Source organism: Actinoplanes sp. NPDC021490 (assembly GCF_055562135.1).
This window is the reverse complement of sequence record NZ_JBVHFW010000017.1, coordinates 209,095-221,890: the sequence shown is the minus strand read 5'-3', so window position 1 is coordinate 221,890 and position 12,796 is coordinate 209,095. Positions and strand designations below refer to the sequence as shown.

At 70.1% G+C, this 12,796-nt stretch carries 12 protein-coding genes; 2 read left to right on the top strand and 10 right to left on the bottom strand.

Translation table 11 applies throughout. The annotated features are described in order from the left end of the window. Window positions 1-208: 208 nt before the first annotated feature. The 5 genes from ACZ3I4_RS36075 to ACZ3I4_RS36055 all read right to left on the bottom strand — a co-directional run bounded on the left by ACZ3I4_RS36075 (window position 209) and on the right by ACZ3I4_RS36055 (window position 4,378). Window positions 209-793, bottom strand: coding sequence for a type III secretion system chaperone family protein (locus tag ACZ3I4_RS36075; protein WP_465386569.1), 585 nt, complete (start codon window positions 791-793; stop codon window positions 209-211). Between the two features lie 131 nt (window positions 794-924). Continuing rightward, a complete protein-coding gene (locus ACZ3I4_RS36070; RefSeq protein ID WP_465386568.1) occupies window positions 925-1,584 on the bottom strand; it encodes a DUF8185 domain-containing protein in 660 nt (219 codons plus the stop codon). Between the two features lie 16 nt (window positions 1,585-1,600). Continuing rightward, entirely contained in the window at window positions 1,601-1,999 is a 399-nt protein-coding gene (locus ACZ3I4_RS36065) for an acyl-CoA thioesterase (RefSeq protein ID WP_465386613.1), read from the bottom strand. A 19-nt stretch (window positions 2,000-2,018) separates the two neighbouring features. After that, entirely contained in the window at window positions 2,019-3,695 is a 1,677-nt protein-coding gene (gene ettA, locus ACZ3I4_RS36060) for an energy-dependent translational throttle protein EttA (protein WP_465386567.1), read from the bottom strand. A 134-nt stretch (window positions 3,696-3,829) separates the two neighbouring features. Beyond that, window positions 3,830-4,378, bottom strand: a complete 549-nt coding sequence (locus tag ACZ3I4_RS36055; RefSeq protein ID WP_465386566.1) for a hypothetical protein — start codon at window positions 4,376-4,378, stop codon at window positions 3,830-3,832. A gap of 125 nt (window positions 4,379-4,503) precedes the next feature. On the opposite strand from ACZ3I4_RS36055, the gene ACZ3I4_RS36050 reads away from it, so the two are divergent. Next, window positions 4,504-5,934 carry an alpha,alpha-trehalose-phosphate synthase (UDP-forming) gene (locus tag ACZ3I4_RS36050; RefSeq protein WP_465386565.1) on the top strand — a complete coding sequence of 477 codons (1,431 nt, stop codon included), beginning with the start codon at window positions 4,504-4,506 and terminating at the stop codon, window positions 5,932-5,934. Here the strand turns inward: ACZ3I4_RS36050 and ACZ3I4_RS36045 are convergent. The 4 genes from ACZ3I4_RS36045 to cobC form a co-directional block, all read right to left on the bottom strand. Next, the gene (locus tag ACZ3I4_RS36045) at window positions 5,922-6,299 is read right to left on the bottom strand and encodes a VOC family protein (RefSeq protein ID WP_465386564.1); all 378 of its coding nucleotides are present in this window, start codon (window positions 6,297-6,299) and stop codon (window positions 5,922-5,924) included. The genes ACZ3I4_RS36050 and ACZ3I4_RS36045 overlap by 13 nt on opposite strands. A 30-nt stretch (window positions 6,300-6,329) precedes the next feature. Next, window positions 6,330-7,517 carry a uroporphyrinogen-III C-methyltransferase gene (gene cobA / locus ACZ3I4_RS36040; protein WP_465386563.1) on the bottom strand — a complete coding sequence of 396 codons (1,188 nt, stop codon included), beginning with the start codon at window positions 7,515-7,517 and terminating at the stop codon, window positions 6,330-6,332. A 46-nt stretch (window positions 7,518-7,563) separates the two neighbouring features. Then, window positions 7,564-8,565 (bottom strand): nicotinate-nucleotide--dimethylbenzimidazole phosphoribosyltransferase, encoded by a 1,002-nt coding sequence (gene cobT / locus ACZ3I4_RS36035; RefSeq protein ID WP_465386612.1) that lies wholly within the window; start codon window positions 8,563-8,565, stop codon window positions 7,564-7,566. Window positions 8,566-8,657: 92 nt separating this feature from the next. Further along, on the bottom strand, window positions 8,658-9,710 hold the full coding sequence (cobC, locus tag ACZ3I4_RS36030) for an Rv2231c family pyridoxal phosphate-dependent protein CobC (protein ID WP_465386562.1): 1,053 nt from the start codon (window positions 9,708-9,710) through the stop codon (window positions 8,658-8,660). A gap of 65 nt (window positions 9,711-9,775) precedes the next feature. Here cobC and ACZ3I4_RS36025 point away from each other — a divergent pair, with 65 nt between their 5' ends. Continuing rightward, the gene (locus tag ACZ3I4_RS36025; protein ID WP_465386561.1) at window positions 9,776-12,019 is read left to right on the top strand and encodes a transglycosylase domain-containing protein; all 2,244 of its coding nucleotides are present in this window, start codon (window positions 9,776-9,778) and stop codon (window positions 12,017-12,019) included. A 33-nt stretch (window positions 12,020-12,052) separates the two neighbouring features. Here the strand turns inward: ACZ3I4_RS36025 and ACZ3I4_RS36020 are convergent, their stop codons facing one another. Further along, the gene (locus tag ACZ3I4_RS36020) at window positions 12,053-12,667 is read right to left on the bottom strand and encodes a TIGR03086 family metal-binding protein (RefSeq protein ID WP_465386560.1); all 615 of its coding nucleotides are present in this window, start codon (window positions 12,665-12,667) and stop codon (window positions 12,053-12,055) included. Window positions 12,668-12,796 lie beyond the last annotated feature (129 nt).

Sequence of the window (12,796 nt, the reverse complement as noted above, 5' to 3'; positions counted from 1 at the left end):
TGTAACCGGTGAGTTGGCAGGTATTTTCCCGCCGTCCGCAAACCCGGCGGACGTCGGGAAAATAGCTGCCAACTCACCGGCGGCGTTTTACGGGGTTGGCCGACTTGATCTCGCCGTCCCGGCGCAACTGGGGAAGACCGGCTGCTGTTGCTGGAGCAGGGTGTCCTCGCCGTCTTGCGCTGCTGCGAAACCCCGGCTGGTCTTCGGGTTAGAGGAGGGCTCCCTCGTCGTGTAGCCAGTCGACGAAGCTGGTGGCTACTGCTGCTCCGCAGTCGAGGAGCTCTACGAGTAGAGGGTCGTGGGTGCCTGCGGCCAAGGGGATTTGCAGTTCGGCGTAGATGGGGAGCTGGCCTCGCTCGGTGGGGTCGCCCACGTAGGCCTTGCAGAAACGGCGGGTGTGGTTCCACTCGTTGACCACGCGATAGGCCCGGTCGGCCCAGTCGGGCGGGACCGTGGCGTGCGGGCGGGCGCGCATCACGAGGATCTCGTCGTCCGGGCCCTCGAGGGTGAACAGCACCGCGTGCCGCTCCCACATCGCCAGAAGGCTCCCGCCGCCGTCGGCGAGGAACCGGATGTCGAGCAGATCGAGCGCCTTGCCGATGCGCGTGAGCGTCACCGGGGCGACAATTTCGGGTTCCTCGGTCGCCACCGACTCGACCGGAACCGGAAGCCGGCTCGGCTCACGTTGCGCCGGAACTCCGACACGCACCGTGCCGCTCCGAACCGTCGAATCCTCGTCGGTCTCCGGCGCGCTGCCCGCGGCCGAACCCGGACGCCATGACCACCACGGCATCTTTGTGCACCTCACTCCCCAGCGAACCCACCGCCGGACGTAGCGAGTGGATCCGAATGGCGACGGTACCCGTACCGGTCGCGGAGGTCATCCCCCCAACCGGAGGGCGGGACCGGACGTCCGATCGACCATCACCCTTTCGGGTGACTACCTATAGGCATAACGGTCAATTTCTTGACTGCTTGTAGCCACGCCACTCCATATGGTGCAGAAAGTCCCACCCAGTTCCCGGCCACCCGGACGCGGACCTCGAGACCCTCAGCTTCCCCCGGACCGAGGAAACCCATCCGGGAGATCGCCTGAACGAGTCGCTGGGAGACCTCCACCGGGCGTCCGCCGGCCGGGGTGGCCACCAGCGCTACGTGATCGAGCAGGGCGTCGCGGACCGCTCGCTGACCGACCGACCGCCCGGCCAGCCCGCCGGTCGAAACCTCACGGAGCGTGCCCGCGGCGGCGGCGGCCAGACGGCTCAGCTCGGCGCCGGACACCGACTCGACCGTCTCGCCGGCGGGCGGAGGCAGCGGCCAGCGCCATTGGGCGTCGCGCCGGGCGGGCAGCTCGTCGCCGCCCCGGGCCAGCACCGCGAGCAGTTCGTTGGCCGAGACGGTGGCGTCGTCGGGGCCGTGCCCGGCGACCTCGCGGGTGACGAGCACCTCCCACGGCAGCCGGGCCCAGAGCGCCACCCGGCCGCCGGTGTTGCGCAGGCGTACGGGGGCGGTGGGGTCCAGCCTGGTCAGCCGGGCCAGGAACGCGCCCGCGTCGGGCACGCCGGCCAGGCCGTGGGAACTCATGACCGGCCACGCAAGGTCATGAGGCCGCCTCGAGGTAGGGCTTCAGGAAGTCGCGCTCGGCCTCCGACAACCGGCGCGGGTGCCCGTTGGCCAGGTGATAGGGCACGCAGACGGAACGGGCCCGGCTGGCCAGCACGTCATCGTCGAACATCTCGTAGGAGACGGTGAACGAGGCCGCGCGCTGCTCGGAAATCCACATCTCGACCCGTACGGGATCGCCGTAGTCGATCGGACGCAGGTAGTCGATCTCGTGACGGGCGATGACGATGCCCTCCTCGAACGACCCCAGCCCGTGCTCGCGGGCGCCGATGAAGAACATGGCGACGCGCGCCTCCTCGTACAGGGTGAGGAAGCGCGCGTTGTTCACGTGCCCGTACGCGTCCATGTCGGACCAGCGCACGGGCACGTGATGCACAAAGCGCCGCGGGGCCGGCTCAGTCACGCGTGAGCTTGCGGTAGGTCACGCGGTGCGGACGGGCGGCGTCGGCGCCGAGACGGTCGATCTTGTTCTTCTCGTACGCCTCGAAGTTGCCCTCGAACCAGAACCACTTGTCCGGCTCCTCCTCGGTGCCCTCCCACGCGAGCATGTGGGTGGCGACCCGGTCGAGGAACATCCGGTCGTGGGAGATGACCACGGCGCAGCCCGGGAACTCGAGCAGCGCGTTCTCCAGGCTGCCCAGGGTCTCGACGTCGAGGTCGTTGGTCGGCTCGTCGAGCAGGATCACGTTGCCGCCGATCTTGAGCGTCAGCGCGAGGTTGAGCCGGTTGCGCTCGCCGCCGGAGAGCACCTTGACCGGCTTCTGCTGGTCGGGCCCCTTGAAGCCGAACGCCGCCACGTACGCCCGGGACGGCATCTCGACCTTGCCGACCATCAGGTGGTCGAGACCGTCGGAGACGACCTCCCACACCGTCTGCGGCCCCTGCAGGCCCTCACGGCTCTGGTCCACGTAGGACAGCTTGACCGTCTCACCGACCCGGACCGAGCCGTCGTCCGGCTGCTCGAGCCCGACGATGGTCTTGAACAGCGTGGTCTTGCCGACGCCGTTCGGGCCGATGATGCCGACGATCCCGTTGCGCGGCAGCGAGAACGACAGGTGGTCGATCAGCGTACGGCCGTCGAAGCCCTTGGTCAGGTCCTTGGCCTCGATGACCGTGCTGCCCAGACGCGGGCCCGGCGGAATCTGGATCTCCTCGAAGTCCAGTTTCCGGGTCTTCTCGGCCTCGCTGGCCATCTCGTCGTACCGGTCGAGGCGGGCCTTGCTCTTGGTCTGGCGGGCCTTGGCGTTCGACCGCACCCACTCGAGCTCCTCGGTGAGGCGCCGCTTGAGCTTGGCGTCCTTGCGGCCCTCGACCGCCAGACGCTGGGCCTTCTTCTCCAGATAGGTCGAATAGTTGCCCTCGTACGGGTACGTCCGGCCGCGGTCCAGCTCGAGGATCCAGTTGGCCACGTTGTCGAGGAAGTACCGGTCGTGGGTGATGGCGATGACGGTGCCGGCGTACTTGGCCAGGTGCTGCTCCAGCCAGCTCACGCTCTCGGCGTCGAGGTGGTTGGTGGGCTCGTCCAGCAGCAGCAGGTCGGGCGCCTCGAGCAGCAACTTGCAGAGCGCGACGCGGCGGCGCTCACCACCGGAGAGCTGGGTGACGTCGGCGTCCGGCGGCGGGCAGCGCAGCGCGTCCATCGCCAGCTCGAGCTGCGAGTCGAGATCCCAGGCGTTGACGTTGTCGAGCTGCTCCTGCAGCTTGCCCATCTCTTCCATGAGCTCGTCGGTGTAGTCGGTCGCCATCTCTTCGGCGATCTTGTTGAACCGGTCGAGCTTCGCCTTGGTCTCGGCGACCGCCTCCTCGATGTTGCCGAGGACGGTCTTCTCCTCGTTCAGAGGTGGTTCCTGAGCGAGCATGCCGACGGTGTAGCCGGGCATGAGCCGGGCTTCGCCGTTGCTGAGGGTCTCGACGCCGGCCATGACCTTGAGCAGCGTCGACTTACCGGCGCCGTTCGGACCGACAACGCCGATCTTGGCGCCCGGCAGGAAGTTCAGCGTCACGTTGTCGAGCACGACCTTGTCGCCGTGCGCCTTGCGCGCCTTTTCCAGGACGTAAATGAACTGGGCCACGGTGCGCCCTACCTCCGTGATCGATGATTTCAAGCCGAATGAGGCCGGACTGGTCGCAGAATGCAGAAGCAATCTTTCCAGGTCGCTCTCCGGCCGCTCTCAACAACCCCGGCCGGGCCCTCCGGATTCCCCGTTCACCTGATGGGGCGGGCCTTGTCCCGCTGCGTCGCCTTGCCGCTGGCGAAGGTGACCGTCAACCGGGTCGAGGAGACCTCGATCACGTTCCCGTTGGCCGCGGTGACCTTGTAACTGTCCTCGCCGACCCGCTTCACATCCGGCAGGAACAGGCCGTTCTTGTGCTGGACCAGTGGCTCGTCGACGTCGGTCCAGCCCTGGTAGTACAGGTTGTCCTGAGCGTCGGTGCAGATCCAGAACGTGCTGTTGGTCCGGTCGACATGCACCTTGAGAACCTGCCAGAGCTCGGAGGTGTATTTCTCCTCCTCGGCCGTTTTCCGCGCTTCCTCGATGCAGAAGTCGCCGGGCGGCGTGAAGCCCGGCTCGGGCGACTCGGTCGTCCCGGTGGGAGTCACCGTTCCCGCGTTGCTCGACCGGTCGTCGTTCCGCTGTTGCTCCCCGAGCACGTAGCCGCCCGTCATGGCGATGATCGTGAGGAAAACGGTGGCAATGACCACAGGGAAGAAGATCGGCCGCCGGGGCGGGGAAAGATCAGCGGACGGTGTCACGCGCCCAGAATGGCACCCGGCCGCCACCGAGGTCCATCGGCGGAGGCAGAGACTGGGCACGCCCCGTGCTGCTACGCACAGTAGGCTCACAGGGGGAACAGAAACGACCCGGAGGTGCACTCAGCGTGGCCGAACGAAGTTCCTTCGTCGTAGTCGCCAACCGTCTGCCCGTCGATGAAGTCACCACCCCGGACGGGGAGCGCCAGTGGCGCACGAGTCCGGGTGGCCTGGTCACAGCGTTGCACCCGGTGCTCACCGAGCACGGTGGCACCTGGATCGGGTGGGCCGGTGGCACCGGCGAAGCGCCCGAGCCCTTCGAGCTGGAGGGCATCCGGATCCATCCGGTGCCGCTGAGCGGCGAGGAGCTGGAGCGCTACTACGAGGGCCAGTCCAACGCGACAATCTGGCCGCTCTATCACGACGCCGTCGAGACCCCGGTCTACAAGCGCCGCTGGCGTGAGACGTACCGGCTGGTCAATCAGCGTTTCGCCAAGGCCGCGGCCGAGGTGGCGGCCGACGGCGCGACCGTCTGGGTGCAGGACTACCAGCTCCAGCTGGTGCCGGCGATGCTGCGCGAGCTCCGGCCCGACCTCAAGATCGGGTTCTTCCTGCACATCCCGTTCCCGCCGATCGAGCTGTTCATGCAGATGCCGTTCCGGGCCGAGGTGCTGCGCGGCCTGCTCGGCTCCGACCTGGTCGGCTTCCAGCAGCGGCTCGCGGCGCAGAACTTCGTCCGGCTGGCCCGGCACCTTCTCGGCCTGCGCTACGAGGGCCAGTCGATCCAGGTCGACGGGCGCAAGGTCAAGGCGGGCGCGTTCCCGATCAGCATCGACACCAAGGAGATGGAGCGCCTCGCGGCCGACCCCAAGGTGCAGGCCCGCGCCAAGGAGATCCGGGCTGAGCTCGGCGACCCCAAGACGATCATCCTGGGCGTCGACCGCCTCGACTACACCAAGGGCATCGAGCTGCGCCTCAAGGCGTTCCGCGAGCTGCTGGCCGACGGCAAGCTCAAGGTCGGCGACGCGGTGATGGTGCAGGTGGCGACCCCGAGCCGGGAGCGCGTCGAGCACTACCAGACGCTGCGGGTCAAGGTCGAGCGCGAGGTCGGGCGGATCAACGGCGAGTTCGGGCGGGTCGGCGTGCCTGCCGTGCACTACCTGCACCAGTCGTACAGCAAGCAGGAACTCGCGGCGATGTACGTGGCGGCCGACGTCATGATGGTGACGCCGCTGCGCGACGGCATGAACCTGGTCGCCAAGGAGTACGTGTCCTGCCGGGCCGACACGGGCGGGGCGCTGGTGCTGAGCGAGTTCGCGGGCGCGGCCACCGAGCTGCGTCAGTCGTTCCTGTGCAACCCGCACGACCCCGACGGGGTCAAGGACGCGCTGCTGCGGGCGGTGGCGGCCGAGCCGGCCGAGCTGAAGCGGCGGATGCGCGTGATGCAGCGGCACCTGCGGACCCACGACGTGGCGCAGTGGGCGCACACGTTCCTGGAGGCCCTGGAGGAGGCGGCCGAGGGCCGCGACCCCAAGATCGACCAGGATCAGTCCACGTAGAGGCAGAACGGGTGGCCGGCCGGGTCGAAAAAGACCCGGACGTCCTCCTGCGGCTGGAAGCCGGCGAGCGTCGCCCCCGCCTGAGTGGCGTGCTCGCTCGCCGCTTCCAGATCCTCGACGCGGATGTCGAGGTGCACGCTCATCTGCGGTTCGCCCGGGCGGGCGGGCCACACCGGTCGCACGTACAGCTTCTCGGTCTGGAAGGACAGCCCGGCGCCGCCACCGGGCGCGCCGAGCACCACCCAGTCGTCCTCGTCCTGGGTCGCGCTCCAGCCCAGAAGCCGTTGATAGAAGGCGGCCAGCTCGCGAGCGTCGGGCGCGTCCAGCACCACTCCGGTCAGCGTCATCTGCGGCCGTTCGTCCATGACGAACGACCTACCCACATAGTGACGGTTCTATACCGCTGCGTTAACGACTTCGCCGATCACCACGACGGCCGGCGGCCGGATGCCCGCCTCGGTCACCGCGCCCGCCACCTCGCCCAGCGTGCTGCGCAGGGAGCGCTGGTGGTTCGTCGAGCCCTCCTGCACGACGGCGGCCGGTGTCGTGGCCGGGCGGCCCTCGGCGATCAGCCGCTCGGCGATCCGGCTCAGGTTCTTCAGACCCATCAGCACGACCAGGGTGCCGCGCAGCCGGGCCAGCGCCGCCCAGTCGACCAGCGAATCCGCGTGGTCGGGCGGGATGTGCCCGCTGAGCACGGTGAACTCGTGCGCCACCCCGCGGTGGGTGACCGGGATGCCGGCCAGTGCGGGGGCGGCGATCGAGCTGGTCACGCCGGGCACGACGAGCACCGGCACACCGGCCTCGGCGCAGGCGATCGCCTCCTCGCCGCCGCGGCCGAAGACGAACGGGTCGCCGCCCTTGAGCCGCACCACGAACTTCCCCTCGAGCGCGCGCTCGACCAGGATCCGGTTGATCTCCTCCTGCGCGGCCGCCGGCCCGTACGGGATCTTGGCGGCGTCGACGAACTCGACCTCGGGCCGCAGCTCGCCCAGCAGCATGCCGGGCACGAGCCGGTCGGCCACCACCACGTCGGCCGCGGCCAGCAGGCGGCGGCCCTTCACGGTGATCAGCTCGGGGTCGCCGGGGCCGGCCCCGACCAGGGCCACGCCCTTGTGCTCGGGTGCGGCGGGTGGGGTGCTTTCGAGGGCGTGCGCGACCAGATCGCGTACGGCCATCGCGCGCCGCCGGTCGCCGCCGTCGGTCACGGCCACGGTGACCTGCCCGTGCCGGGTCACGGCGGGGGTCCAGGCCGTCGCGGCGTCACGGTCGTCGGCCCGTACGCAGAACACCCGGCGCTCCTCGGCGGCCGCGCTGACCAGCTCGGCCGCGGCCGGATCGTCGATCGCCACATGCACAAGCCAGGCGCCGTCGACGTCGGCCGGCTCGAACCGGCGCGGGCTCCAGCTCGCCCGGCCGGCGTCGACCTGGCCGCGCAGGGCCGGGGTGAGCTCGGGCGACACGATGTCGACGACCGCGCCCGCGGCGAGCAGGGCCGGCACCCGGCGGGTGGCCACCGCGCCGCCGCCCACGACCAGCACGCGGCGGCCGGTCAGCTTGAGTCCGAGGGGGTACACGCTCATCTCTCCGACACTTCCGCTTCCGCCCCTCCGGCCACCTCGGGCCTGCTCACTTCTCCGACACTCCGGCCGAGTCGAACGTCGCGACCTCGTGCAACACCCGTACGGCGGCCTCGACCACCGGCAGCGCGAGCGCGGCGCCGCTGCCCTCGCCCAGGCGCATGCCCAGGTCGAGCAGGGGCTCGAGGCCGAGGTGGGCGAGCGCGACGGAGGCGCCGGGCTCGGCCGAACGGTGACCGGCGACCATCGCGGCCACCGAGTCCGGGGCGAACGCGGCCGCGGCTAGGGCGGCCGACGCGGCGATCACGCCGTCGATGATCACCGGGATCCGCCGGGCGGCCGCGCCCAGGATCAGACCGGTGAGCGCGGCGTGCTCGAGACCGCCGACCTTGGCCAGCACCGCGAGCGGGTCGGACGGGTCGGGACGATGCAGGGCGAGCGCGCGCCGCACGACGTCGATCTTGTGCTCGAGGGTGGCGTCGTCGATGCCGGTGCCACGACCGGTCGCCGTGTCCGGGCCGCTGCCGGTGAAGGCGGCGATCAGAGCCGCCGCCGGGGTCGTGTTGGCGATGCCCATATCCCCGGTGAGCAGGCATTTAGCGCCGGAGTCGATGAGCGCGCGGGCCACGCCGAGACCGACCTCGACGGCGGCCAGCGCCTCGTCGCGGGTCAGGGCCGGGCCGGTGGAGAGATCGCGGGTGCCCCGGCGGACGTTGGCGTCGAGCAGGGTGGCTCCGCCGTGCAGCGGGATCGCCACGCCGACGTCGATGACCATCACGTCCGCGCCGGCCTGCCGGGCGAAGGCGTTGACGACCGCGCCGCCGGCCACGAAGTTCGCCACCATCTGGGCGGTGACCTCTTGCGGCCACGGGGTGACGCCCTGGGCGTGCACGCCGTGGTCACCGGCGAAGACGGCCACGGTCGCGGGCGTGGGCAGCGGGGGCGGACAGACGCCGGCCAGGCCGGAAAGGCGTACGGAAAGCTCCTCGAGCGCGCCCAGCGAACCGGCCGGCTTGGTCAGCCGGGCCTGGTGATCGCGGGCGGCCGCCATGGCCTTCTCGTCGGCGGGCCCGATCGCGGCCAGCGCCTCCTCCAGCTGAGCGCCAGGGGCGGGGGTCACGGGCGGCTGCTCCGGATGGGCGGTCACGGGCGCTCCTCCAGCACGGTGGTCAGGGTGTCGACGAAGGCGTCGGTAGTGGCAGTGTCGCGCACGGCAATCCGCAGCCAATCGGCGCCCAGCCCGGGAAAGGTGTCGCCGCGGCGTACCGCATAGCCCCGTTCCCGCAGCTCAAGACGCACCTTGTCGGCGCCCGGCAGGCGTACGGAAACGAAGGCACTGGCCGGATCACCGGCAAGCGTGAGCTTCGGCACGTGCCGGAGCCGGTGGATCAGATGCGAGCGCTCGGCCGCGAGACGGGACGCGATCTCCCGCTCGGCTTCGACCGCGGCCGGGGAGGCGCAGGCCGTGGCGGCGGCCAGCGCGGGCGTCGAAACGGCCCACAGCGGCTGCGCGACCGCCAGACGCGGCAGCAGATCGGCCGGTCCGAGCAGGTAGCCGATGCGCAGACCGGCCAGTCCCCAGGTCTTGGTCAGGCTGCGCAGCACCACCAGGCCGGGCAGGTCGGACCGGCCGGTCAGCGTCTCCGGTTCGCCCGGCACCCCCGCACGGTGGGTCGTGTCGGAGAACGCCTCGTCGACGACCAGCACGCGGCCGGGACGGGCGAGCCGGGCGATCTCGGCCGCCGGGTGCAGCACCGAGGTCGGGTTGGTGGGGTTGCCGACGAAGACCAGGTCGGCGTCGGCGGGCACCAGCGACGCGTCCAGGCGGAACCCGTCCTCCTCGCGCAGCAGCACCCGCTCGACGGTGTGCCCGGCGTTGCGCAGGGCCGCTTCGGGCTCGGTGAACTGCGGGTGCACGACGACCGGGCGACGGGCGCCGCGCAGCGCCTGGGCCAGCAGCACGAACGCCTGGGCGGCCCCCGCGGTGAGCAGAACCTCGGACGGGTCACGGCCGTGCCGGGCGGCCACGGCCGCGGTCGCCCCGGTCGCGTCGGGATAGGCCGCGAGGTGGCCCAGCGACTCGCGCAGCGGCTCGGCCAGCCAGGACGGCATGGGCTCGTGGCGCACGTTGACCGCCAGATCGATCAGCCCGGCGCCCACCTCCGCGTCGCCGTGATGGCCGAGGTCGACAGTCATGGCCTCAGCATGCCCGACCCGTTCGGCGTCTTACTTTCGGCCGATCCGTGCGGATATGAAGGTCTTTGTCATACCTTCATATGGTGGCAGCCGGAAAAGTCGCACCCCTCGTCCGTGCCGGCCTGATCGCGGGTCTCGTGATCGCCGGTCTCGCCTACCCCCTAGCCGCTCTCGCCGGACTCGGCGTCAAGGCGGGCACCGAGGCACTTCAGGGCCTACCCGAAGAGCTGATCGAGGTGCCGACCGCCCAGACCACCTACGTGTACGCCAAGGACGGCAAGACTCTGCTGACGATGTTCTACGAAGAACACCGGAAGCCGATCGACATCGCCGACATGTCGCCGTACATCACCCAGGCGATCGTCGCCTCCGAGGACACCCGCTTCTACGAGCACAACGGCGTGGACGCCAAGGGCGTGGCCCGCGCGTTCGTGGCCAACCAGAAGGCCGGCGGGGTGTCGCAGGGCGCTTCCACGCTGACCATGCAGTACGTCCGGATGGCGCTGCGGGACGGCGCGCAGACGCCGAAGGAGGCGCTGGAGGCCACCGAGCAGACCACCCAGCGCAAACTGCGCGAGATGCGGATGGCCATCGAGCTCGAGAAGCGCATGCCGAAACAGGAGATCCTGGAGCGCTACCTCAACGCGGCGTACTACGGCCACCGGGCGTACGGGATCTTCGCCGCCTCTCAGGTCTTCTTCTCGAAGCTGCCGCGGGACCTGGACCTGAACGAGGCCGCCCTGCTGGCCGGCCTGGTCAAGGCGCCCTCGGCCTATGACCCGGCGACCCAGGACCGGCAGGCCGCGACCAGCCGGCGCAACTACGTGATCGACCAGATGCTCAAGATCAAGTCGATCACGCCATCGCAGGCGTCCGCGGCCAAGCGCGAGCCGATCAAGCTGAAGCTCAGCTCGCCGCCGAACGACTGCATCAGCATCGCCGACAAGCGCAACGACTGGGGCTTCTTCTGCGACTACCTGAAGTCGTGGTGGAAGGAGCAGCCCGCGTTCGGCCGCAGCCCGATGGAACGCGAGGAGAACCTGCGCCGCGGCGGCTACCGGATCATCACCTCGATCGACCCCAAGGTCCAGGCGTCGGCGATGGAGCACATCCTCGACAAGGAGAAGCGGCGCAGCCGGATCGCGCACGGCCAGGTCATCATCGAGCCCAACACCGGGCGGGTGGTGAGCATGGCGGTCAACCGGCGCTACTCGCTCGACCAGAAGAACAACGAGAAGCACAGCCGCTACCGCCACGCCAAGGGCAACTATCCGAACACGGTGAACCCGCTGCTCGGCGGGGGCACGATGGCCGGCTACCAGGCCGGATCGACGTTCAAGATCTTCACGATGCTGGCCGCGCTCGACGAGGGCATGCCGCTGAGCACGTCGTACTACAGCCCGCAGCGGTTCTACTCGAAATACATCACCGCGCCCGGGCCGGCGACCTGCGGCGTGCACTGGTGCCCGAAGAACTCGACGGCCTCGATGACCGGCGACCAGACCATGTGGAGCGGGTTCGGCAAGTCGGTCAACACCTACTTCGTGCAGCTCGAGCAGAAGGTCGGGGCGGACAAGGCGGTCCGGATGGCCGAGCGGCTGGGCCTGCGGTGGCGTACGGACATCGACCGCCGGCTGGCCTCGCCCGAGCACGCCGACGGGTGGGGCGCGTTCACGCTGGGCGTCAGCGACGTCACGCCGATCGAGATGGCCAACGTCTTCGCCACGCTGGCCGCCGAGGGCAACTACTGCGAGCCCCTTCCCGTACGGGCGATCAAGAACCGGGACGGGAAGGACGCGACGTACAAGGGGAAGGTGATCGCGGCGCCGCGCTGCCACCGCGCGGTCAGCCCCGACGTCGCCCGCGCGGCCACCGACGCGGCCCGATGCGTGACCGGATACGGCGCGGCCCGCGGCAGCTGCGGCGGCTGGGGCACCTCCGAGATGGTCTACGGCACGCTGCGGCGTCCGGTGGCCGGCAAGAGCGGCACCACCGACAGCAACAAGAGCGCCTGGTTCTGCGGCTTCACGCCCCAGCTGGCGGCAGCGGCCTTCGTGGCCGACCCGGACAACCCGGAGATGAACGTCGGCTCGAACCGGTCGACCACCTCCAAGTTCACCGTGGCCGAGACGTTGAAGGACGCCCTCAAGGGCCAGCCGAAGGCGAAGTTCACCCCGCCCTCGGACGACCTCGTCTCCCGCTGGCGCGACCGCGACCGGGGTCAGGATCGGGACCGCGACCAGGACCAAGACCAGGACCGAGACCGCGACCGGGATCGCGACAACGGACAGGACAACGAGCGCGACTGAGGCCCGCGTGCCGTCTCTGTGCCGGTGGCCGCCTTACGCCGCTGCCGGGCGGCGGCGGGGTGGTGGGCGCCAGTTGGCGTCGCGGCCGGCCAAGGCCAGAGCCTGGTCGAGCAGGGTGGCCTCGTCGTCGGTGGGCACGGCCGGGCCGAACAAGCCCGGCGTGCCCTCGGCCGGCCCCTCGGACAGAAACTCGATCAGGACCTCGAGGGTGCGCGGGTCGGCGAAGTATTCCTGACCGGTGCCGCGAGCGAGATCCCAGCTATGCATGATCAACTCGTTCATCGCGACGTGGCCCAGCGCGGCGGCGGGCATCGTGACGCCGCCGGCCTGCGAGGTGCCCGTCCAGGCGGCCGGATCCTTCCAGGCGGTGGACAGGTCTTCGAGCAGGACGGGCAGGCGGCTGCGCCAGTGGCGGGACAGACGCTGGGCGGACGGGGTGGGCGCCGACGAGGTCTCGGCCGCGCCGACGCGTTTGTGGGCGGCCTGCGTGAACGCCACGGACAGGCCCATCAGATGATCGAGGAGGGTGGCCACGGTCCAACCGGGACAGGGTGTGGGATTCGCCAACTCGCCATCGTCGATGCCGAGAAGAAGGGCCCGCAGACCCCGGACCGGAGGGTCGAAATCCAGAGGAACACGATCGGCCACGGCCATCCTCCTTCGCGTCGTACCTGTTAACCCCACGTTACGGCTGGGGTACGACAGTTTCCCGCTCGCTGAAGGGCGTTTTCACGGATGCTTCCCTGCGACTTGCATTTCCGCATGTCGATCTTGCAA